This is a genomic window from Janthinobacterium sp. PSPC1-1 (assembly GCF_049897625.1).
GTDB classification, from domain to species: domain Bacteria; phylum Pseudomonadota; class Gammaproteobacteria; order Burkholderiales; family Burkholderiaceae_D; genus Janthinobacterium; species Janthinobacterium tructae.
Window position 1 is genome coordinate 1,213,101 of the sequence record NZ_JAFCWP010000001.1, and the last position, 21,597, is coordinate 1,234,697.

Here is a 21,597-nt window from a genome sequence, read left to right on the forward strand (position 1 = left end):
GTAGCGGGCCGTCAGCGCCAGACTTGTAGCAGCCGGTGCCACCAGCGCTGCGCCGGCGAGACCCTGCCACCGTGCGCGGCGCGCTTGGCGCGATAGCTGGCCGCCGCCATCTGCAGGCCGACGCGATCCATCGCCGCCATCGCCTCCGCTTCCTGCGGCGACAAGCCATGCAGCAAGGCTTGCGCCCGGGGATCGAGCAGGAAGGCTGCGCGCAGGGCGTCGTCCGTGTACAGCCTTGCCAGAAAGGTCTCGAGTGCGGGAGAGCTCATGCGCGCCGCCCCGCGCGCAAGGCAGCGCGCGCCAGCTCCAGCTGGCCCAGCACATGCTCGAACGACGGGTAATTGCCGTCGCGTTCGACGATCACCGTCAGGGGCTGCGGCGCATGGCGCGCCAGCAAGGTCAATAAAGCGAAGACGGCGGGCGGCACGTCGTGCAGATGATCGTCCAGCAGGCGCTGGCCGCCGCCCGGCGCGGCTATCCAGTGGCCGCCACTCAGGTGCACGGCGCCGACCCGGTCCAGGGGCAGGCGCAGCAGCAATTCCTCCGGCGCTGCCCCAACATTGACGGCATTCGCATACAGGTTGTGCAGGTCGAGCAGCAGCGGCACGTGCGCGCCGTGGATAATCTGCGCCACCCATGCCGCTTCGTCCAGGGTGCTGGCCGGCGGGGCGACCAGGGTGGCGATGTTTTCCATCAGCGGCGCGCTGCCGACGATGCGCGTGGCCAGCGCGATATTGGCGATCGCGCCGGCGGCGCTGAGCGGCGTGCGCGGCGGCGCCGCCAGGTGGCCGATTTCCACGCCGCCGGCGCGCACGAAACTCAGGTGCTCGGACCAGGATTCGGCTTGCACCTGCCGCATCAGGCGCGCCATCGCATGCAGGCGGCGCGGGTCGGCGGGAATCGTCGAGGCTAGCCCCATGCCCACGCCGTGCAGGCTGACCGGCACCTGGCGCGCCAGGCTGCGCAGGGCGGCGATGCCGGCGCGCGGGGCGTGGTAATAATCGTCGGCGATCACTTCCAGCACATCGATGTGCGCCAGGTTGGACAGGATGCCGGTAGCCAGTTCGCCGCGCCAGCCCAGGCCGACGCGGTCGCGCACGGTTTCCTGGCTAACTGCCACAGCCGCCGCCACCGCCGCAACCGCCACAGCCGCTGCCGCCGCCATCGCCGCCGCCGCCATCACCGCCGCCCGATGACGAGTCGCCCGTGCTGCCGGACGAGGAGTCGCTGCTGTGCCGGGGCACCGGGTATAGCTGGGCGACATACGCGTATACGGACAGGGGCAGGGCGCCGAGGCCGAAGATGGCGGCCAGCAGGGCCATGTCGGCGCTGCTGCTGCCCGCCTGCAGGCGCGACGCGCGCTGGTTCAGCCGGCCAAACAGCATGCGCAAGTCGGTCAGCAGCCGCTGCGCGCTCCAGCTGGTCGGCTGGGTGCGCAAGCCGCGCAGCATGAGCAGGAAGATCGCCAGCAGCAGCGCCAGGAACAGCAGGTTGTAGTGCTGGCGGCTGATGGCGATGACGGCCTTGACGGCGGCCACCGTCAGCAGCAAATAGTGTGCGGGCCAGGTGATGCGTGCGCGCCGGCGCAGCAGCGGCGGGCCGACCAGCAATTCCTGCTGCGTCAAGCTGTCCTGGTAGGCGCGGCACGAAGGCAGCATCTCGGCCTGCGCGGCCAGTTCCTTGCTGTGGCCCTGGCGGCCCAGGTACAGCCGCAGCACGTCGCGTTCGATGTCATGGCTGGCGAAGCGCAGGCTGTCGGCGCTGGCCGTTTCCAGCAGCGGGCCATCGGCGCGCAGCAAGCCGCGGTCGACCAGCACGATGGCGGCGATTTTCACGGCTTCGAGCGCGCCGCCGCGCAGGAAGGCGATACGGTAGGGATCATCGGCGAGCGACAGCTGGGCATGCGGATTGCGCAATTCCTGGCGGATCAGCAGCTCGCGCGCGCTGTAATACACGAGCAGGCCGAATATCAGATAGGCCAGCAGGAACCAGGGCCCGCTCCAGTCGAACGGATTGACGCCGTTCACTGCATCTGCTCCGCGTGTTCGCGCAGGCGTTCGGTAATCGTCATCAGGCTGGTGAAGGCGGGCAGGGCCTGCCCCGGCGCCAGGCGCGCCGTTTCGCGCGCCGTCGACATGGCTTGCAGGGCAGCGTGCAGGGCCGGGTCGCCCAGTTGGTCGACAAACGCTTCGAGCGCCTGCTTGCCGGACAGCGCAGACTTGCCCTCCATCTGCGCCAGCGAGGCCGCGGCCGCACGCAGGGGACCGGCTGCGTCGGCGACGGCGCCGGCCAGCTGTTCTTCGTTCAGACTGAGGAGCATATACCGTTCGCGCATGCGCACCTGCTGGTTCAGCAGCACTTGCCGTAGCCGGCGCAGCACGGCGTCGCGGCTGGTGTGCAGGCTGGCGAAAGGGTCATTGCCCAGCAGTACTCGATGGCGCGCGATGATGTCGGCGAACTTGACGGCGAAGGCGTCGGCGGCCTGCGTCAATTCGCTCTCGAGCAGGAACATCACCTGCAAATCGATGGCGGCGTGCGCCATGCGCAATGGCCCGCGCAGCGCATCGGCCGATGCCGGCGTAAAGCGCTTGAGCAGCAACAGCAGGTTGACGTCGGAGGTGGCGCGCAACTGGCCATCGGCGGCCGAGCCAAACAGCACGGCGGCGGCAAGGTCATCCCCGAAGGCCGTTTGCGCGGCGGCGACAAACACATCCAGGTGGTGTTGTATCTCTTCTGGCAGCGATGGCGGCATGTGGCGTTCTTTCACGATGGGCAAGCTTGGTATTCACAAGTTTGCAATATAGCAAAAATATGCCATCGTGCGCGCACCGCCAGGCGCCAAGTCAGGTCAATACGTTCAGCAAGCCATCGAGTCCCACAAAATTCAGCGCCACATCGGCTTGCGAACGCACCACGGGCTTGGCGCGGAAGGCCACCGACAGGCCGGCGATGCCCATCATTTTCAAGTCGTTGGCGCCGTCGCCCATGACGATGGCTTGCGCTGGCGTAATGCCCATCTGCGCGCAGACGCGCTCCACGGTGCGCTGCTTTTCCTCGGCGTCGACGATGCCGCCCAAAACCCGGCCCGTCAGCTTGCCGTCGACGATTTCCAGTTCGTTGGCGTGCGTGTAGTCGAGGCCCAGGCGTTCCTTCAGGCGCTCGGTGAAGAAGGTAAAGCCGCCCGACACCAGCAGGGTTTTCAGGCCGGCCTTCTGCACAGCTGCCAGCATGGTTTCCGCGCCCGGCGACAGTTTTAAACGTTCGTCGTAGACGCGCTGCAGGGCCGATGCGTCCAGGCCTTCGAGCAGGGCCACGCGCTGCTTCAGACTGGCGCTAAAATCGAGTTCGCCGCGCATGGCCGCTTCCGTGATGGCTGCCACTTGCGGTTTGAGACCCTGCATGTCGGCGATTTCATCGATGCACTCGATGGTGATCAGGGTCGAATCCATGTCCATCGCCACGAGCTTGAATTCACTCAGTTCGCGCTGGCCCATCATGTAGGTGGCGTCCAGCTGGGCCGCCTGGGCCGCCACTTCGATGGTGGGGCGCAGCGCGGGCGAATAGGCGATCTGCTCGCAGCGCACGGCGTTCGGACCTAGGCGCGTGACGGACGTGGGCGCGGCCAGGGCGGCGATGCGATCGAGGCGGGCGCTGTCGCCGTCCAGGCCCTGCAGGATCAGGTTCATGGTGATGGAAGTCGTGTTGGTCATGGGGCTATCCTGCATAAATGGTCGAAATGGTCTACACCGTCAATTGCTTGATGGTGGTCTTGATCTGCGTCACGCGCGCGGCCAGGTCCGGCATGGCGGCCGTGATTTTCAGCTTGTCCTGGCCATGCAGTTTGACATGGCGGTTCTTCTGGATCAGCTCGATGATGCGCATCGGGTCAATGGGGGGCTTGGCCATGAATTGCAGGGTGGCCGCTTCGCCATGCACGTCGATCTTGACGATGCCCACGGTTTTCGCCGCGATGCGCAGGCGGTGCGTCTCGATCAGCGCTTTCACGGGGTCGGGCAACTTGCCGAAGCGGTCGATCAGCTCTTCCTGGATATCGTCGATCTTCTCTGGCGTGGCGCAGTTGGCCAGGCGTTTGTAGATCGACAGGCGCTCGTGCACGTCGCCGCAAAAATCGGCTGGCAGCAGGGCCGGCACGTGCAGGTTGATTTCCGTCGTCGAGGCCAGCGGCGCTGCCAGGTCCGGCTCTTTGCCGGCCTTCAGCGAGCGCACGGCTTCGTGCAGCATGTCCGAATACAGCTGGAAGCCGATTTCCGTCATCTCGCCCGACTGGCTCTCGCCCAGCACCTCGCCGGCGCCGCGGATTTCCAGGTCGTGCATGGCCAGGTAAAAGCCGCTGCCCAGTTCTTCCATCTGCTGGATGGCGTCCAGGCGGCGTTGCGCCAGTTTGGTCAAGCCCTGCACGTCGTGCACCAGCAGGTAGGCGTAGGCCTGGTGATGCGAGCGTCCGACCCGGCCACGCAGCTGGTGCAGCTGCGCCAGGCCGAACTTGTCGGCGCGGTGCATGATGATGGTGTTCGCCGTCGGCACGTCGATGCCCGTTTCGATGATGGTCGTGCACAGCAAAATATTGAAACGCTGGGCGACGAAGTCGCGCATGACCTTTTCCAGGTCGCGCTCGTGCATCTGGCCGTGCGCCACGGCGATGCGCGCCTCGGGCAGCAGTTCCGTCAGCATGGCCAGGCGGTTCTGGATGGTTTCCACCTCGTTGTGCAGGAAGTAGATCTGGCCACCGCGTTTGAGTTCGCGCAGACACGCTTCGCGGATGATGGCTTCGCCTTCGCTGCGGACAAAAGTCTTGATGGCCAGGCGCTTTTGCGGCGCCGTGGCGATGATGGAAAAGTCGCGCAAGCCTTCCAGCGCCATGCCCAGGGTGCGGGGAATCGGCGTGGCCGTCAGGGTCAGCACGTCCACTTCCGCGCGCAAGGCTTTCAAAGCTTCCTTCTGGCGCACGCCAAACCTGTGTTCCTCGTCGATGATGACCAGGCCCAAACGGGTAAACTTGACGTCGCTTGAGAGCAGTTTATGCGTGCCGATGACGATGTCGATGGTGCCGTCGGCCATGCCCTTGAACGCCTGCGTGATCTCCTTGCCGCTGCGGAAGCGCGACAATTCCGCGATGCGCACGGGCCAGTCGGCGAAGCGGTCGGCGAAGGTTTGCGCATGCTGCTCGGCCAGCAGGGTGGTGGGCGCCAGTATCGCTACCTGCTTGCCGCCCATGACGGCGATGAAGGCCGCGCGCAGGGCCACTTCCGTCTTGCCGAAGCCGACGTCGCCGCACACCAGGCGGTCCATCGGTTTGCCCGAGGTCATGTCCTTGATGACGTTGCGGATGGCCTCGGCCTGGTCCGGCGTCTCGTCGAAGCCGAAGCTGTCGGCGAAGCGCTGGTAGTCGTGCGACGAGAATTCGAACGAGTGGCCCTGGCGCAGCGCGCGGCGCGCATACAGGTTGAGCAGCTCGGCGGCCGTGTCGCGCACCTGTTCGGCGGCGCGCTTTTTCGCTTTTTCCCACTGGCCCGAGCCGAGCGAGTGCAGCGGCGCGTCTTCCGGCGAGGCGCCCGAATAGCGCGAGATCACATGCAGCTGCGACACCGGCACATACAGTTTCGTGTCCTTCGCGTACTCAAGGTGCAGGAATTCCGTCTCGCCTTCGCCCAGGTCCATGCTGGTCAGGCCCATGTAGCGCCCGATGCCGTGGTTGATGTGCACCACGGGGTCGCCGATTTTCAGCTCCGACAGGTCGCGCACCATCGATTCGACCTGCGTCACGCCTTCCTGCTTCTTGCTGCCGACCCTGCGGCCGGAACCGGCATACAGCTCGGTCTCGGTGATGAAGGCCAGATTGCCGTCCGGCGTGAATAGCTCGAAGCCCGCATGCAGCGGCGCCACGCCCAGCATCAGCTTGGCGTCGGACTGCAGAAAACCGTCGCTGCCTTCCACCGGCGTCAGGTGCAGATCGTATTCGGTGAAGTACTGCTGCAAGGTTTCGCGGCGGCCGTTCGATTCGGCGCAGATCATCACGCGGCGGCCCGCTTGCAGCAGATAGCTGCGCAGGTTGGCCAGCGGATCGTCGGCGCGGCGGTTGACGGCGATGTTCGGCACGGGCGCCGACAGTTCGGAGGCCAGCGCGTCGTTCGATTTCGCAATCGCCAGGCGCGGATAGGGCTTGGCCAGGCCGAAGAACTGCTCGTCGGACAGGAACAGCGATTCGGGCGGCAGGATCGGCCGCTCGCGGTCCGCTTTCAAAAAGCGGTAGCGCGACTGGGTATCGGTCCAGAAGCGCCCGATGGCAGCGTCGATCTCGCCTACCAGGGCAAGCGAAGCGTCGGGCGGCAGGTAGTCGAACAGGGTGGCCGTCTGCTCGAAGAACAGGGGCAGGTAGTATTCGATGCCGGCCGAGGCGATGCCGCTGCTGATGTCCTTGTAGACCACCGAGCGCGAAGGATCGCCCTCGAACTGTTCGCGCCAGCGGTTGCGGAAGGTGGTGCGCGCCGCTTCGTCCATGGGGAATTCACGCCCCGGCAGCAGCCGCACTTCGTGCACGGGATACAGCGAGCGCTGGGTGTCGGCGTCGAAGGTGCGGATGGTCTCGATGGTGTCGCCGAACAGGTCCAGGCGGTAGGGCAGGGCTGAACCCATGGGGAACAGGTCGAGCAAGCCGCCGCGCACCGAGTATTCGCCGGGCGACATCACTTGCGACACATGGCTGTAGCCGGCCAGGGTCAGCTGCGACTTCAGGCGTGCTTCGTCGAGTTTTTCGCCCTTCTTGAAGAAGAAGGTGTAGGCGGCGAGGAACGACGGCGGCGCCAGGCGCACCAGCGCCGTGGTGGCCGGCACGATCAGCACGTCGCACTGGCGCGTCTGGATTTCGTGCAAGGTGGCCAGGCGCTCGGAGACCAGGTCCTGGTGCGGCGAAAAGGCGTCGTAGGGCAGGGTTTCCCAGTCCGGCAGCAGATGGCAGCGCAGTTCCTTGCCGCCAAACCACGGGATTTCATCAAGCAGGCGCTGGCCGTCGCTGGCCTGCGCCACCACCACGGCCAGCATCTGGCCCCGCGCTTTCAATTCCAACGCGGCCAGCGCCAGGGCATAGGCGTCGGATGAACCATACAGGGCGGGCAGCGCATAGCGGTTGCCGGGCTTGGGAAGGGCTTTTGTTAAGTCTAAGGACATGCAGGCGATGACACTGGTGACAGAGGCAGTTGAATGGGACAGCTGTGGTGCGCGCCGCGCCGCCATTGACGGCGCTGACAGGCGAGATTATAGACCATCACTTATATCTCCGCGCTTGAGAAAACCGTCGCGAGCGGCAGTGATTTGTGGCCGAGAAGCGCAACTGTGCTTGAGCACAGTGAGCATCGCAGGCCGCAAAGCACGACGCGCAGCAGGTTTTATCCTGCGCGGATATTGGCGATGCCGAAAGGAACATGCACCATCGGTATCGTGCCGCCGGCTGACTTCAAATGGCTCATCTGGTCGTCGAAGAAGATATGCGGCTTGAACACGGACAGCACGCGCGACTTGTCCATGCCGCCCAGGAAAAACGTCTCGTCGGCCGCCACGCCCCAGCTTTTCAGGGTCGTCACGACGCGCTCGTGCGAGGGCGCATTGCGCGCCGTGATGATGGCGATGCGCAGGATCTTCTTGTAGCCGGGGTCGCGCCGCTGCGCCTTTTCTTCCAGGCGCTGCATGGTGGCCAGCTTCTGGAACAGGTCGGCCAGCGGGCCGGGGCGGTGCGGCGTGCCCACGTTCAGGGTTTCATGGGCGTGGAATTCATCGACGTCATTGTTGCGCTTGAACACGGTTTCCGCTTCGTCGTCGGCGATCACGCCGTCGAAATCGAAGGCCACGCGCAGTTCTTCGTCGTTCTCGTCGTCTTCCGTGCGCGACGGCAGCACCAGGCCGGCCGGATAGTTGCAGGCCAGCGCGCTGCGCACGTCGCCTTCATTCGCGCTGAGGAAGAGCGAGGCGTTGAAGGCTGGCAAGTAGGGGTAGGGCGACTTGCCCGTCATGAAGGCGGCGCGCGAAATGTCCAGGCCGTAGTGGGCGATCGAGTGCATCACGCGCAAACCCGTTTCCGGCGAATTGCGCGAAAACAGCACCACTTCCACAGGCGACTGGCGCGGATAGTGTTTGTTGATGTTCAGGAAGCGGCGGATGAAGGGAAAGGCCACGCCGCGCGGCAAGACCGTGTCGATATGCGTTTCCTGGTACTTGCGGTATTCCTCGGGGCCGTTGTCGAGGTAGACCTGGTGCGATTCGGCCAGGTCGAACAGGGCGCTGGAAGCGACCCCGATCACCAGTTTGTGTTCGATAGGATATGCCATGGTCTGCCTGTTGTTTGCTTGTTGCGCATCTTATACGACTATCAACTGCGCAGCCAATAGTGGCACGCGGCGATTTTTTGCACCAAAGCAGGGCGCCAGGCCATTTTTTTGTCCGCTGTGCAACACGCGCCACAGCAAAGAAATAAATCTTGTTCTGTATCAAGTATGTAGCAGCCAGAAAGATATTTTTCCTCTATGCTTGCAATTATGAATTCTCGCCAATTGTAACGAAGCGTACGCCCCACCCCCGCCACCTTTATACAAATGTCAGCCGTTTTACCTGAACATGCCAGCCTCAGCCTTGCCAGCAGCAGTTTTGACTAATAAAGGACCTAGCCATGTTTAAGAATTTACTGATCAAATGGAAGTTGGCGACCCTCGTCGCCGTGATGATGGCGGCCTTGCTGGTGGTGGGCATCTGCGGTTACACGGGCATCGCCACCGTGGGCAACGCCGTCAACGAGATCGGCGTGGTGCGCCTGCCGTCGATCCAGGGCTTGATGATGATGAACGAGGGCCAGACGGCCGTCGCCGCCGCCACCCTGACGGCCGCCATCTATGAAAACAATTACCAGGCACAAGACAAGTTCGCGGAAGCGCTGCAGTTGCGCACCAAGGCCTGGAGCAATATCGAGGCGGGCCGCAAGCTGTACGAGCCGCTGCCGCAAACGCCCGAGGAAGCGGTGCTGTGGCAGCGCTTCCAGGGCGAGTGGACTGCCTGGAAGGCGGACGACGACAAGGTGCGCGCCATCCTGCGCCAGCTGGCCGACAATCGCGACGAGCCGCGGCAGAAAGAGCTGTTCGTGGCGTTCTACCAGCAGTACCAGGCTTCGCGCAGCCTGTTCTGCAAGGCCGAAGCCACGCTCAACGAGATCATCAAGCTCAATAACGGCGTGGCCGACGCCAGCGTCAGGGACGGCAGCGCGGCCGTGACCCGCTCGGAAAGCCTGATGCTGATCCTCGGCTTGCTGGCCTCCGCGCTGGGCATGGGCTGCGCCGCCTACATCACGCGCGCCATCACGCAGCCGATCAATGCGGCCGTGAAAGTGGCGCAAACGGTGGCTTCGGGCGACCTGACCAGCCACATCGAGGTGCACACGACGGAAGAGACGGGCCAGCTGCTGCAGGCGCTGAAAGACATGAATTCCAGCCTGGTCAACATCGTCGGCCAGGTGCGCAGCGGCACGGAAACCATTGCCACGGCGTCGTCGGAAATTGCCAGCGGCAATTTGGACCTGTCCTCGCGCACGGAAGAGCAGGCCAGTTCGCTGGAAGAGACGGCATCGTCGATGGAGGAGCTGACCGCCACCGTGCGGCAGAACGCCGACAATGCCCAGCAGGCCAACCAGCTGGCGCTGAGCGCTTCCGGCGTTGCCGTCAAGGGCGGTGAGGTGGTGGGCAAGGTGGTCGAGACCATGGACGCCATCAACGATTCGTCGCGCAAGATCGTCGACATCATTTCCGTCATCGACGGTATCGCCTTCCAGACGAATATCCTGGCCTTGAACGCGGCCGTGGAAGCGGCGCGCGCGGGCGAGCAGGGGCGCGGCTTCGCCGTGGTGGCCAGCGAGGTACGCAACCTGGCGCAACGCTCGGCGGCGGCGGCCAAGGAAATCAAGACCCTCATCGGCGACTCCGTGGTGGCGGTCGACGCGGGCAGCAAGCTGGTGGGCGAGGCAGGCAACACGATGGCCGAAATCGTCGCCAGCGTGCAGCGCGTGACGGACATCATGGCGGAAATCAGCCTGGCCACGCAGGAGCAAAGCTCGGGCATCGACCAGATCAACCAGGCCATCGGCCAGATGGACCAGGTGACGCAGCAAAATGCGGCCCTGGTGGAAGAGGCGGCCGCCGCGGCCGAATCGCTGCAGGAGCAATCGGGCCAGCTGGCCGGGGTGGTCAGCGTCTTCAAGCTCGATGGCGCACAGGCGCCTGCCACGCATGCCAAAGCGGCCGCGCCGCGCCGCGTGGTCGCCAGCGCCGCGCCGAAGCGTCCGGCGCCGCCGCGTCCCACCGCGGGACGCCCGGCCCTGCACGCCGTGCCGTCCCAGCGCCAGAGCGCGCCGCGCGACGACGAGTGGGAAGTGTTCTGATGGCGTGACGGCGTCAGCCTGCGCTACCGGACGGCCGCCTTGCGCGGCCGTTTTTACCTGCGCGCACGGCGGTTGTTGCTTGCTAAAAAAATATCGTTATGAGAATAGCTGTTTTGTCATCTAAGCAAATCTTTTCAAAACTTAACGCGACATTGCTTGTGAGATAACTCACACTGCCTGCTGTACCACCCCTTGTTCCTGCCTCGGCCACATCCCGGCTGACCCCTTCGCCTGTTGCGTCCGGCCATACGTGGCAGGCGGCAGCCATTGCCGTCAGCCTTGCAGGCGAGTCCGGCGCGATGACCGATGCACCACACTGAAGGATGCGAATAGATGGCAAATATGAAAATCGGCACGCGCCTGCGCTGCTCCTTTGCGTTGTTGACCTTGCTGCTGCTGGCGACTGCCGTGCTGGGCATGCTGCGTCTGTCGAGCCTGGAACTGCGCATGCGCGACGTGATCGATGACAAATATCCGAAAACCGTGCTGGCCAACGACATCATCAAGAATGTCAACATCATCGCGCGCTCCTCGCGCAATCTGCTCTTGATGAGCGAGCCGCAGCAGCTGGCGCAGGAACGCGCCCGCATCGCCCGCGCGGGCGCCGAAACGGAAAAGGAACTGGCGCAGCTGGAAAAGGTGGTGCTGTCGCCGCAGGGCCGCCAGCTGATGGTGGCCGTGAAGCAGGCGGGCGCCGCCTTCAACGGCGGGCGCGACAAGGTACTGGCCCTGCTGCAAGAGGGCGCGCGCGACGCAGCGGCCAGTTTGCTGCTCGGCACGGTGCGCGGCGAGCAGCTGCGCTATATGGCGGCGCTGGAAACGCTCATCACGTACCAGCATGACTTGATGGAGGAGGCCGGTGCCCAGGTGGACGCGGAATACGCCACGGCGCGCAACATGTTGCTGGCGCTGAGCACGCTGGCCGTGCTCTTCTCGCTCGTTACGGCCTGGCTGGTCACGCGCAGCATCGTCAAGCCCCTGCACTATGCCTTGAGCGTGGCGCAGACCGTGGCCGCCGGCGACCTGACATCGACCTTCGGCGGCCATGGCGGCGATGAAACGGGCAAGCTGCTCGACGCGCTGTGCATCATGAACGGCAACCTGCTCGAGATCGTGCAGCAGGTGCGCGGCGGCACGGACACCATCGCCACGGCCTCGTCGCAGATCGCGGCCGGCAATATCGACCTGTCCTCGCGCACCGAGGAGCAGGCCAGCGCGCTCGAACAGACCGCGTCGGCGATGGAGGAACTGAGCTCCACCGTGCAGCAGAACGCGGACAATGCGCGCCATGCCAGCGTGCTGGCCATCGAGGCGGCGAATATTGCCGGTGCCGGCGGGCAAGCCGTGGGGCAGGTCATTCACACGATGGACGCCATCAGCGCGTCCTCGGCGCAGATTGCCGACATCATCGGCGTGATCGACATGCTGGCCTTCCAGACGAATATCCTGGCGCTGAACGCGGCCGTGGAAGCGGCGCGCGCAGGCGAGCAGGGGCGCGGCTTTGCCGTCGTGGCGACGGAAGTGCGCAACCTGGCGCAGCGCAGCGCGGCGGCGGCGCGCGATATTCGCGCCCTGATCGCCAATTCCACGCAACAGGTCGATGCGGGGACCGCACTGGTGGCGCAGGCCGGCGCCACCATGCAGGAAGTGGTGGCGGCCGTGGGGCGCGTGAGCCAGATGGTGGCCGACATCACGGCCGCCAGCGCCGAGCAAAGCACGGGCATCGGCCAGGTCAGCCAGGCGGTGCTGCAGATGGATGAAGTGACGCAGCAGAACGCCGCCCTGGTGGAAGAGGCGGCGGCCGCATCGCAATCGCTGGAAGGCGAGGCGGCGAAGCTGCAGCAGGTGGTCAGCGTATTTCGCCTGCAGCAGGGGCCGGCGCACACCTTGCCACGCCGCAGCGCGCCGGCCGTGCCGCGCCTGCTGGCCTAGTGGCGCGCCTGGCAAGGTTCTGGCTCGGCTGCGTCGCGCTGTGGCGGGCGCGGCGCCAGGCGCGCGAGCTGCAGGCGCGCCTGGACAGCGCCATCGTCAACGGCGAATTCTGCTTCCACTACCAGGGCAAGTTCGATACGGCGCAACTGCGCCTGGTCGGCCTGGAAGCGCTGCTGCGCTGGGACCATCCGCGCCATGGCTTGATCTACCCGAACGCCTTCATCGGCCTGGCCGAGCAGACTGATGCCATCGTCGCGCTGGGCAACTGGGGCATCGACGCCGCCTGCCGCCAGCTGGCGCAGTGGCGCGCGGCGGGCTTGCCCCTGGTGCCTGTCGCCGTGAATGTCTCGGCGCGCCAGCTGTGCCAGGCGCACTTGCCTGACTTCGTGCTGCGCTGCCTGCAGCGCCATGCCATTCCTCCCGGCCTGCTGGAGCTGGAAGTGACGGAAAGCTGCTGCATCGACGACATGGCGCAGGCGACGCAGGGCCTGCGCCGGCTGCGCGCGCTGGGCCTGGCCATTTCGCTCGACGATTATGGCACCGGTCATGCGGGATTGAGTCATGTCAGGATGCTGCCGATTCACACCATCAAGATCGACCGCTCCTTCATCGCCGACCTGGGGAGCAGTGGCAGTGACGCTGTGATCGTCGCCTCGACGATTGCCATGGCGCGCGGCCTGGGCTTGCAGGTGCTGGCCGAGGGCGTGGAAGACGGCGAACAGCTGGCGCAGCTGCGTCGCCTGGGCTGCCCCCAGGTCCAGGGCTTCTACCTGCACCGGCCGGCGCCTGCGGCCGAGGTGGCCGCGCTGCTGGCCGCTGGCGCGCCGGCCGGCCGTGTAACAGCGCCGCAACAAGGCGCCATGCGGCATGGCGCGGATGCTCAGTAAAATAGGGCTACCGCCAGCCGCATGCCTGAACACTTTCTCCCCCATGCAAGAATGATAAACAGTCCCGTCCCGGCCTATGTCTTCGGCCCGTTTCGCCTTTTGCCGCTGGAGCGGCTGCTGTTCGAGGGCGACCGCGCGCTGCGCCTGGGCAGCAGGGCCATGGACTTGCTGCTGGCCCTGCTGGAGCGCGCCGGCGACATCGTCGACAAGCATGAACTGGTGACCATCGTCTGGCCCCATGCCGTGGTCGATGACGCGACCTTGCGCGTGCACCTGGCAGCGCTACGCAAGGCGCTCGGCGATGGCCGTGATGGCCAGCGCTACATCACCACCATCCCTGGGCGCGGCTACGGCTTCCTGGCGCCGCTGGCGCACACGGGCCGGCCGGCGCCCGGTATGACGGGCGTGGAGCCGCGGCATAACCTGCCCGTCATGCTGACGCGCATGCTGGGCCGCGCCGAGGCACTGCAAACGATGGCCAACCAGCTGCTGCAATTGCGCCTGCTGTGCATTGCCGGTCCGGGCGGCATCGGCAAGACCACGCTGGCCGTCGTCCTGGCCACGCGCGTGCTGCGCCGCTATGCCGACGGCGTGTGTTTCGTCGACCTGGCGCCGCTGGACGAGGGCCGCCTGGTGCCGCAGGCGCTGGCCACGGCGCTGGGCGTGGCGGTGCCGGCCGGCGACGCCATGCCGGTCCTGCTGGCCTACCTGCGCCAGCGCCACATGCTGATCGTGCTCGATAACTGCGAACACGTGATCGGCGCTGCCGCCACGCTGGCCGATGCCTTGCTCAAGGGCGCACCGCTGCTGCACGTGCTGGCCACCAGCCGCGAGCCGCTGCGCATCACCAGCGAGCAGCTGCTGCGCCTGCCGGCGCTGGAATTGCCGCCGGCCGATGCCGTGCCCGATGCGGCGGCGGCGCGGCATTTCGCCGCGGTGCAGCTGTTTTGCGAACGCTGCGCGGCCGTCGACGATGCTTTCGTGCTGGCCGACGCCGATGTGCCCGTGGTGGTGGATATCTGCCGGCGCCTCGATGGCATCCCGCTGGCGCTGGAGCTGGCGGCCGGGCGCATCGGCCATTTCGGCTTGCACGAGTTGCGCCGCCAGCTCGATGACCGCTTTCGCCTGCTCACGCGCGGCGCACGCAACATGCCCTTGCGCCACCAGACCCTGCGCGCCACCCTGGACTGGAGCTACGGCTTGCTCGATGCGCAAGAGCGCCAGGTACTGCAGGCGCTGAGCGTGTTCAAGAGCCGTTTCCGCCTGGAGTCGGCCAGCGCCGTGGCGGGCTGCGACGTGTTCGATACGCTGGCCGACCTGGCGGCCAAGTCTTTGGTCAGCATCGAGTTTTGCCGCCAGCACGTGTATTACCGGCTGCTCGACACCACGCGCGCCTACGCCAGCGCGCAGCTGTCGGCGAGCGGGGGCGCCGGCGCCGTGCTGCTGCGCCATGCGCGCCATTGCCTGGGCCTGGCGGGACGCATCGCCGCCGACTGGGAAAGCATGGCGCCGGCGCACTGGAGCGCGCGCTACGGCCGCCATGTCGATGACCTGCGCGCCGCCATCGACTGGGCTTTCGGCGAGGACGGCGACGTGGCGCTGGGCGTGGCCCTGACCCTGGCCACGCAAACCCTGTTCTATCAGCTGTCGCTGATGGATGAGTACCGCGTGCGCGTCGAGCGGGCGCTCGCATGCATGCACAGGCATGCGCTGGAGGACCCCGACAGCGAGATGCAGCTGCACGCCTCGCTGGCGCACCTGCTGCTGCATACGCAGGGCGTCACTGGCACCATGCTGCGTTCGTTCCAGCACGGCTATGCGCTGGCCATGCACACGGACGACGACAGCCGCCGCTTTGAGGCGATTTGCGGCATGTGGATCTGCAGCCTGAAGATGGCCGATTTCCAGGGTGCCGACAGTTACGTGGAGCAGCTGGCCGCCCTGTGCGCAGCGCGTGATGACACGGCGATGCGGCTGGTACTGGCGCGCATGCGCTCGGCGGGCGCGTATCTGCGCGGGCGGTACGCGCAGTCGGCGGCGCTGGCGCGCATGGTGCTGGCGCACCCCGAGGGCGCCGGACAGCTTGGCTTCAACAGTGCCTTGCTGGCCGATCACCAGGTTTGCCTGCGCGGCACGCTGGCGCGCTGCCTGTGGATGCAGGGCCGCCCCGACGACGCCCTGGCGCTGGCGCGCGAGGCGGTGACGGTGGGCTTCGGACACAATGGAGTCACGCTGTGCGTGGCGCTGGCCATCAATGCCATTCCCGTCGCCCTGTGGTGCGGGCAGCGGGGACTGGCGCATGCCTGGACTTGCCTGCTGTGCGAGCATGCGGCCCGCTATGGCTTGTTGTACTGGAGCGCCTGGGGCGCCGCCTACCAGCGCCTGCTCGATGCGGGCGAGGCGATGACGGAATTTCCCTGGCCCTCGGTGCGCAGCTGGCCGATACAGATCGATTTGATGGCCACCCTGCACGACGCCGCCGCCGATAGCCAGGCGCTGCGGCGCGCACGTACGGGGCAGGCGCCGTGGAGCGCGCCGGAAGTGCTGCGCCGCGACGCGCATCACCGCTGGCGGGCGTTGGCGCCAGGCGATGCGGCCGGCCTGGAAGCGCTACGCGCGCAGCTGGAAGAGGCGCTGCAGCTGGCCAGGGGCCAGCAGGCGCCGGGCTGGGAGCTGCGCTGCGCCACCAGCCTGGCGGCCGTGCTGCAGGCGCAAGGCCACGGCGCCGCTGCGCATGCCTTGCTGGCCCCTGTGCATGCCGGCTACGCGCAGGGGCACGACACGACGGACGTGATGGCGGCAGCAGCTTTGCTGGCGCAGCTGGCTTGAACGCTATTCGTAGGCGCCCAGCCGGCGCTGTTCCTCCGGCGTGAAACTGGCGTCGCGCAGCTGTTGCAGCGCTGCCGCATCCTGTGCGCCGCCGGGCAGGCCCGCCTGCTGCGCCTTCTGCGCCTGATACGCGATGATGCGCTGCTGCCACTGCGATTCTTCGCGGTCCAGTTCCGCCAGGCGCGCCGCCGCCGCCGGTGTGAAGGTGTTGGCGCGCAGGCGGTAGACTTCATTTTCGCCTGCGCCCTGGGCCCGCAGCGCCTTGACGGATTCATCCAGCTGTGCCACCTGCAGCGGCGCATCGCGCGCGGCGCGCTGGGCCGGCGACAGCTTCTGGTCCAACGCGGCCAGTTGCGCCTGGCGCTGCGCCTCGTCCAGCGTGGCGTCGCCGAGTATCGCCATGCGCGCTACGGCATCGTCGTCATAGGCGTCGCTGGCGCCGAACAGACCCGCGCTTTCTTCCGCCGTAAAGTAATTGCCGCGCAGGGCGCGCATCGCTTGCAGGCGCGCGCGCGCCGCCAGGGCCGCATCGGCTTGTGCCGGCAAGGCTTGTTCCGCGCCGGCCAGCGCCTGCTTGTAGGCCAGATAAGCGCCCAGCAGGCGCTTCGCTTCGCGGGCGGGGACGGGCGCCAGGCGCTTGTCGAGTTCCGCCTCGATCTGGCTGCGGATGGCGGCCAGCGGCTTTTCGCCGAGGCCCGCCAGGTAGTAGTCGAACAGGTGGCCCAGTTCCGCGTCGACCACCAGCTTGTCGCCTGGGGCCACCGTCACGTTGCCGTCGGGCCGCGTGCCTTGCATCGAGCGCACGAACGCGAACAGGTCCGGCTCCGGTTTTTCCGGCGGCGGGGTGGGCGGTTCGTCCGGGCGCAGCACCAGGTACAGGGCCAGGGCCGCCAGGCTGGCGCCAATGATCCATTTCGCGTTCGTGCGCATCGTCGCCTCCTTACAGTCCCAGGCCTTGCAGGCGGTTGGCTTGCTGGCGGAAGACGGTGACGGGGTTCGTCTCGAACAGGTTGACGATGCCGACGAACTGGTTGACTTCATCGAGGTGGTTCATGGCGTAGTCGTCGCGGATCACCTTGCCCAGGTGGCTGGAGCAGCTGCTGACCAGGCCATCGTTCTTGACGCCGCCGAAGGCCAGGCTGATGGCGGCCAGCAGCGGGTCGCCCACGTCGAGCACATTCGTGTACGGTTGCGCGCCGCTCCACGAAAAGTAATGCACGCCTTGCACCTGATAGGCGCCTTCACCGCAGGCCGAGGTGGGCACGCCTTGCGGGTGGCGGCTGTTGAAGGCCAGCGAGCCGGCCGTGGACAGGGAGGTGAGCGAGGCGCCCGCGTTTTGCGGCAGTCCCTTGTTGCCGGACAAAATGCCGATCAGGGAGGCGAGCGCATTGCCCAGCGCGCCGCTGGTGTTGGGTATGGCGCCGCTGAGGATGTCGGCTACTTTCGACCCCTTGTTGACGCCGGCCACGCTGGTGACGGACGCCACCAGGTCGGGCCGCACGGAAGCGACATAGCGGGCCGTGGGGCCGCCGTGGCTGTGGCCGATCAAGTTGACCTTGGCCGCGCCCGTGGCGGCGAGGATTTGCCGCACCTGCGACAGCAGCTGTTCGCCGCGCACTTCCGTGCTGTTGGCGGCCGACACGGTGGTCACGTACACTTGCGCGCCGCCGCTGCGCAGGGCGGCGGGGACGCCATAGAAATATTCGACGGGGCCGAGCTTGTCGAAGCCGAACAGGCCGTGCACCAGCACGATCGGGTACTTCGTTTGCGTGTAGCCGGCGGCGCTGGCGCTGCCGGGCAGGATGGCGAGGGAAAGCAGCAGGGTGGATAGCAGTTGCCAAAAGCGTGTCTTCATTTTGTCTCCGTTATTTGAAATAGTATGGAAATGTCGATGCTGTAGCGATGTGCCGTGCGCCGCTGCACATTCTATCGATGCATTAATATAGCGAGCGCTCGGTTTTTTGAATGTAGCACCGCTGGATTTAAATTGCTGTGAATTGCATGATGCAGCGCAATAACTGTGGGAATTTGGCGTTGTGTCTGTGCCCATTGCATAGTTGAAAGGTCAAATAGTTGTTTTCCTGAGCTATAATCGGCCCGGCATCAGCCGTCCCGCCGTCTTGCAGCGCCGCTCAGGCGCTGTCTTACATTGCTCATACACCGTTACTTGGGAATGCACTTGTCGACCCATTTCAATTTTGAACAGTTTCAGCAGATGACGCCTTTAAATGGCGAAAACATCTGGGAATATATTCTTGACCGCCACGCGGAACGTATTGGCGTCAAACGCCGCAAGCCGGCGCTGGAAAATCTCGAACGCATCTTCGTCGCCACCTTCCGCCTGGCCAATGACGTGGGCTTCCGTGCCATGAGCTTGCGCGACCTGTGCCGCGAGACGGGGCTGTCGATGGGTGGCCTGTATGGCTACATCACCAGCAAGGACCAACTGGCCGAAATGATTGAGGACGTGGTACGCCACGCCACGCAAGCCTTGCCGCTGCTGTTTGCCGACGTGAAGTCGCCGCTGGACCGGCTGGAGGCGATGATACGCTCGTCGATCTACCTGTCCGAGGTACTGCAGCCGTGGTTTTATTTTGTCTTCATGGATTCGCGCGTGCTGCAGGTGGAGCAGCGCAGCATGGCGAAAAATTCGGAGCTGTATGTACAGACCCTGATCGCCGCCACCATCGGGGAAATCGAGCCGAAGCCGCAGGGCGATCCCACCTTGCTGGCCGCCCACTGCCTGGCCCTGTTCCAGGACTGGTACGTGAAGCGCTGGAAGTACCGCGCGGCGAAGGTCAATGTCGACGATTTCGCCGATAGCGTCGTCAGTACGGTGCGCGGGTATTTGAGCATGACCGCTGTGTAAACCTCGGCGGCACTTGTCGGGTTACGCCGTCCCGGCTAACCCGACCTACGATTGGTGATTGATGCAGTAATAGGTAGGTCGGATTAGCGAAGCGTAATCCGACAAGATACCTGCGTCAGTTCGTGGTTTCGATGGGCAGCGTCTCCGGCACTGCCGCCGGATCCGTCGGCGTCTCCACGTCCATATCCAGGGTCTTGATCCCGTTCATGTCGATGAATTCATCGTACAGCCACTCGCCATCGACCTGGCTCAGGCCTGCCGGCACGGCGCGCGTCACTTGCGGGCGCGTCGACAGGGCGGTGCGCATGTAGTCGATCCAGATCGGCATGGCCAGGGTGGAACCGAATTCGCGCCCGCCCAGCGATTTCGGCTCGTCATAGCCCATCCACGCCACCGCCACGATGCCGCCGCCGTAGCCGGCGAACCAGCCGTCGACGGCGTCACTGGTGGTACCCGTCTTGCCGGCGATGTCGCTGCGCCCCAGTTTTTTCGTCGCCGCCGCGCCCGTGCCGGTGCGGGCCACTTCGCGCAGCATGCTGTCCATCACGAAGGCGTTGCGCGGGTCCAGCGCCAGCGTCTTGTCGTCGTTTGGGACAGGCGGCTTGGTTTGCATCAGCACAGTGCCCTTGGCGTCGACGATGCGGTCGATCAGGTACGGCTCCACCTGGTGGCCGCCATTGGCGAACAGGGCATAGGCGCCCGCCATCTGCACCGGCGTGACGGAACCCGTACCCAGCGCCATGGTCAGGTTGCTGGGCTGGCGCGCAGGGTCGAAGCCGAATTTTTCCAGGAAATCGTGCGTGTACGACACGCCCAGCGCGCGCAGGATGCGCACCGAGGCCACGTTCTTCGATTGCGCCAGCGCATAGCGCATGGTGATCGGGCCGTCGAACTTGAAGTCGTCATTCTGCGGCGCCCACACCTTGCCGCCCGCCTGCATTTCCAGGGGCACGTCGTTGATCAGGGTGGCCGGCGAAAAGCCTTTTTCCAGCGCCGCCGAATACACGAAGGGCTTCATGGCCGAACCGGGTTGGCGCCAGGCCTGCGTGACGTGGTTGAACTTTTGCAGGTTGTAGTCGAAGCCGCCCACCATGGCGTGGTAGGCGCCCGTGTCGGCATCGAGCGAAACGAAGGCGGCGGCCACCAGCGGCACTTGCGTGATGGCCCAGTTGCCCTTGGCATCTTTGGCGATGCGGATCACGGCGCCCGGGCGCAGCTTGATGCCGGCGCTCGCCTTGGCGGACAGGGCAGGGGCGGCAAAGCGCAGGCCCTCACCCGTGATGGCCTTGGCGTCGCCGTCGCCCGTGTCGGCCACCACCTTGCCGCTGGCAACGTCCGTGACGACGGCGGCGATCAGGCCATCGCTGTCCGGACGCTTTTGCAGTGCAGCATCGATGGCGTCGTCGCGCTGTTCCGGGTCGGGCGGCATGTCGATGAAGGTTTCCGGGCCACGGTAGCCGTGGCGCTGGTCGTAGGCGATGACGTTGCGGCGGGTCGAGGCGTAGGCTGCGTCCTGGTCCGCTTTCAGGATCGTCGTATAGACGCTGATGCCCTTGGTGTAGCTGTCTTCCTTGAACTGCGCGTAGACGGCCTGGCGCGCCAGTTCGGCCACGTATTCGGCGTGCGTATCAAAACCCTGCTTGCCGCGGGTATTGATATGCAGCGGTTGCGCCAGCGCCTGCTGATACTGGCCTTCGCTGATGTAATCGAGTTCGCGCATGCGTTTCAAGACCAGCTGCTGGCGCGCGTGCGCCTTTTTCGGATTGCTGATCGGGTTGTGGCGCGAGGGGTTTTGTGGCAAACCGGCCAGCATGGCCATTTCCGCGATCGACAGTTCCGACAAAGGCTTGCCGAAATACGTCTGCGCCGCGCTGCCGAAGCCGAACGAGCGCTGGCCCAGGTACATCTGGTTCATGTACAGCTCGAGAATCTGCTCTTTTGACAGGGCTGCTTCGATTTTCAGGGCCAGCATGATTTCATTGAGCTTGCGCGAGGCGACTTTTTCGCGCGTCAGGAAGAAATTGCGCGCCACCTGCATGGTGATGGTGGAACCGCCGCCGTGGCCGAAGCCGTGGCGCAGGTTCGACAGCACGGCGCCGCCGGCGCGCACGAAGTCGATGCCGTGGTGTTCGTAGAAGCGGCCATCCTCGATGGCCAGCAGGGCCTTTTTCATCATTTCCGGCACTTGCGCAATCGGCACGAAGTCGCGGTGCTCCTCGCCGAATTCGCCGATCAGCACATTGTCGGCCGTGTACACGCGCAGCGGAATCTTCGGCTGGTAGTCGGTGATGACGTCGAGTTCGGGCAGGCGCGGGCGCACATACAGGAACAGGTAAGCGGCCAGCAGCACGGCGGCGGCCAGCGCGGCGCAGCCAGCGATGATGATAGCGCGTACGGTGGCGCGGCGGGAAGGCCAGGGGAATCCGGATCGTTTGGCAGTCAAGGCAGTCTCACATGAGCGTGCAGGGCACGGTGGCAGCGATTATAGACCAATGCGCCAGCGCTTCCCGTGCGGGCGGGTGGCGGGGCTGGCCTCCGGGAGCGGGAGCAAAAAACCTTTTCATCGAAACGCGGCTGTGCGATAGTCTCGGCTTCAAGAAAATAGCCCGGGCGTCAATCCGGGCTGTTTATTTTTAAAAATTAAGGAA

At 65.5% G+C, this 21,597-nt stretch carries 15 protein-coding genes; 5 read left to right on the forward strand and 10 right to left on the reverse strand.

The genetic code is table 11. The annotated features are described in order from the left end of the window. Positions 1-11: 11 nt before the first annotated feature. The 7 genes from ACP7EG_RS05430 to ACP7EG_RS05460 form a co-directional block, all read right to left on the reverse strand. Complete coding sequence (locus ACP7EG_RS05430) at positions 12-269, reverse strand: hypothetical protein (RefSeq protein WP_426086749.1); 258 nt, start codon at positions 267-269, stop codon at positions 12-14. Further along, positions 266-1,120, reverse strand: a complete 855-nt coding sequence (locus ACP7EG_RS05435) for a DUF692 domain-containing protein (protein WP_426086751.1) — start codon at positions 1,118-1,120, stop codon at positions 266-268. The genes ACP7EG_RS05430 and ACP7EG_RS05435 overlap by 4 nt, the downstream gene beginning before the upstream one ends. Beyond that, positions 1,110-2,027 carry a TIGR04222 domain-containing membrane protein gene (locus tag ACP7EG_RS05440; protein ID WP_426086752.1) on the reverse strand — a complete coding sequence of 306 codons (918 nt, stop codon included), beginning with the start codon at positions 2,025-2,027 and terminating at the stop codon, positions 1,110-1,112. Before ACP7EG_RS05440 ends, ACP7EG_RS05435 begins: the two co-directional genes overlap by 11 nt. Next, entirely contained in the window at positions 2,024-2,776 is a 753-nt protein-coding gene (locus ACP7EG_RS05445; RefSeq protein ID WP_426086753.1) for a hypothetical protein, read from the reverse strand. The genes ACP7EG_RS05440 and ACP7EG_RS05445 overlap by 4 nt, the downstream gene beginning before the upstream one ends. Before the next feature lie 67 nt (positions 2,777-2,843). Continuing rightward, positions 2,844-3,710, reverse strand: a complete 867-nt coding sequence (gene serB, locus ACP7EG_RS05450; RefSeq protein WP_426086754.1) for a phosphoserine phosphatase SerB — start codon at positions 3,708-3,710, stop codon at positions 2,844-2,846. Between the two features lie 31 nt (positions 3,711-3,741). Then, entirely contained in the window at positions 3,742-7,185 is a 3,444-nt protein-coding gene (mfd, locus tag ACP7EG_RS05455; protein ID WP_426086755.1) for a transcription-repair coupling factor, read from the reverse strand. Between the two features lie 218 nt (positions 7,186-7,403). Further along, positions 7,404-8,339 carry a 5'-nucleotidase gene (locus ACP7EG_RS05460; protein WP_426086756.1) on the reverse strand — a complete coding sequence of 312 codons (936 nt, stop codon included), beginning with the start codon at positions 8,337-8,339 and terminating at the stop codon, positions 7,404-7,406. A 338-nt stretch (positions 8,340-8,677) separates the two neighbouring features. Between ACP7EG_RS05460 and ACP7EG_RS05465 the strand changes: the two genes are divergently transcribed. The 4 genes from ACP7EG_RS05465 to ACP7EG_RS05480 all read left to right on the forward strand — a co-directional run bounded on the left by ACP7EG_RS05465 (position 8,678) and on the right by ACP7EG_RS05480 (position 16,080). Continuing rightward, entirely contained in the window at positions 8,678-10,432 is a 1,755-nt protein-coding gene (locus ACP7EG_RS05465) for a methyl-accepting chemotaxis protein (protein ID WP_426086758.1), read from the forward strand. A gap of 333 nt (positions 10,433-10,765) precedes the next feature. After that, entirely contained in the window at positions 10,766-12,364 is a 1,599-nt protein-coding gene (locus ACP7EG_RS05470) for a methyl-accepting chemotaxis protein (protein WP_426086759.1), read from the forward strand. Beyond that, positions 12,364-13,251: a putative bifunctional diguanylate cyclase/phosphodiesterase gene (locus ACP7EG_RS05475; protein WP_426086760.1), complete on the forward strand. Its 888-nt coding sequence runs from the start codon at positions 12,364-12,366 to the stop codon at positions 13,249-13,251. Before ACP7EG_RS05470 ends, ACP7EG_RS05475 begins: the two co-directional genes overlap by 1 nt. 51 nt (positions 13,252-13,302) lie before the next feature. After that, on the forward strand, positions 13,303-16,080 hold the full coding sequence (locus ACP7EG_RS05480) for an ATP-binding protein (protein WP_426086761.1): 2,778 nt from the start codon (positions 13,303-13,305) through the stop codon (positions 16,078-16,080). A 3-nt stretch (positions 16,081-16,083) separates the two neighbouring features. On the opposite strand, the gene ACP7EG_RS05485 is transcribed toward ACP7EG_RS05480, so the two are convergent. Next, complete coding sequence (locus ACP7EG_RS05485) at positions 16,084-17,010, reverse strand: lipase secretion chaperone (RefSeq protein WP_426086762.1); 927 nt, start codon at positions 17,008-17,010, stop codon at positions 16,084-16,086. 10 nt (positions 17,011-17,020) lie between these two features. Next, positions 17,021-17,935 (reverse strand): lipase family alpha/beta hydrolase, encoded by a 915-nt coding sequence (locus tag ACP7EG_RS05490; RefSeq protein ID WP_071076781.1) that lies wholly within the window; start codon positions 17,933-17,935, stop codon positions 17,021-17,023. 360 nt (positions 17,936-18,295) lie between these two features. On the opposite strand from ACP7EG_RS05490, the gene ACP7EG_RS05495 reads away from it, so the two are divergent. After that, positions 18,296-18,949: a TetR/AcrR family transcriptional regulator gene (locus ACP7EG_RS05495; RefSeq protein WP_426086763.1), complete on the forward strand. Its 654-nt coding sequence runs from the start codon at positions 18,296-18,298 to the stop codon at positions 18,947-18,949. A 115-nt stretch (positions 18,950-19,064) separates the two neighbouring features. Here the strand turns inward: ACP7EG_RS05495 and ACP7EG_RS05500 are convergent, their stop codons facing one another. Then, positions 19,065-21,392 carry a penicillin-binding protein 1A gene (locus ACP7EG_RS05500; RefSeq protein ID WP_426086764.1) on the reverse strand — a complete coding sequence of 776 codons (2,328 nt, stop codon included), beginning with the start codon at positions 21,390-21,392 and terminating at the stop codon, positions 19,065-19,067. Positions 21,393-21,597: the final 205 nt, after the last annotated feature.

Coding starts and splice junctions, on each gene's coding strand:
- ACP7EG_RS05430 (WP_426086749.1), bottom strand. CDS start 269: ATGAGCTCTCCCGCACTCGAGACCTTTCTGGCAAGGCTGTACACGGAC.
- serB (WP_426086754.1), bottom strand. CDS start 3,710: ATGACCAACACGACTTCCATCACCATGAACCTGATCCTGCAGGGCCTG.
- mfd (WP_426086755.1), bottom strand. CDS start 7,185: ATGTCCTTAGACTTAACAAAAGCCCTTCCCAAGCCCGGCAACCGCTAT.
- ACP7EG_RS05460 (WP_426086756.1), bottom strand. CDS start 8,339: ATGGCATATCCTATCGAACACAAACTGGTGATCGGGGTCGCTTCCAGC.
- ACP7EG_RS05465 (WP_426086758.1), top strand. CDS start 8,678: ATGTTTAAGAATTTACTGATCAAATGGAAGTTGGCGACCCTCGTCGCC.
- ACP7EG_RS05470 (WP_426086759.1), top strand. CDS start 10,766: ATGGCAAATATGAAAATCGGCACGCGCCTGCGCTGCTCCTTTGCGTTG.
- ACP7EG_RS05480 (WP_426086761.1), top strand. CDS start 13,303: ATGATAAACAGTCCCGTCCCGGCCTATGTCTTCGGCCCGTTTCGCCTT.
- ACP7EG_RS05485 (WP_426086762.1), bottom strand. CDS start 17,010: ATGCGCACGAACGCGAAATGGATCATTGGCGCCAGCCTGGCGGCCCTG.
- ACP7EG_RS05490 (WP_071076781.1), bottom strand. CDS start 17,935: ATGAAGACACGCTTTTGGCAACTGCTATCCACCCTGCTGCTTTCCCTC.
- ACP7EG_RS05495 (WP_426086763.1), top strand. CDS start 18,296: ATGACGCCTTTAAATGGCGAAAACATCTGGGAATATATTCTTGACCGC.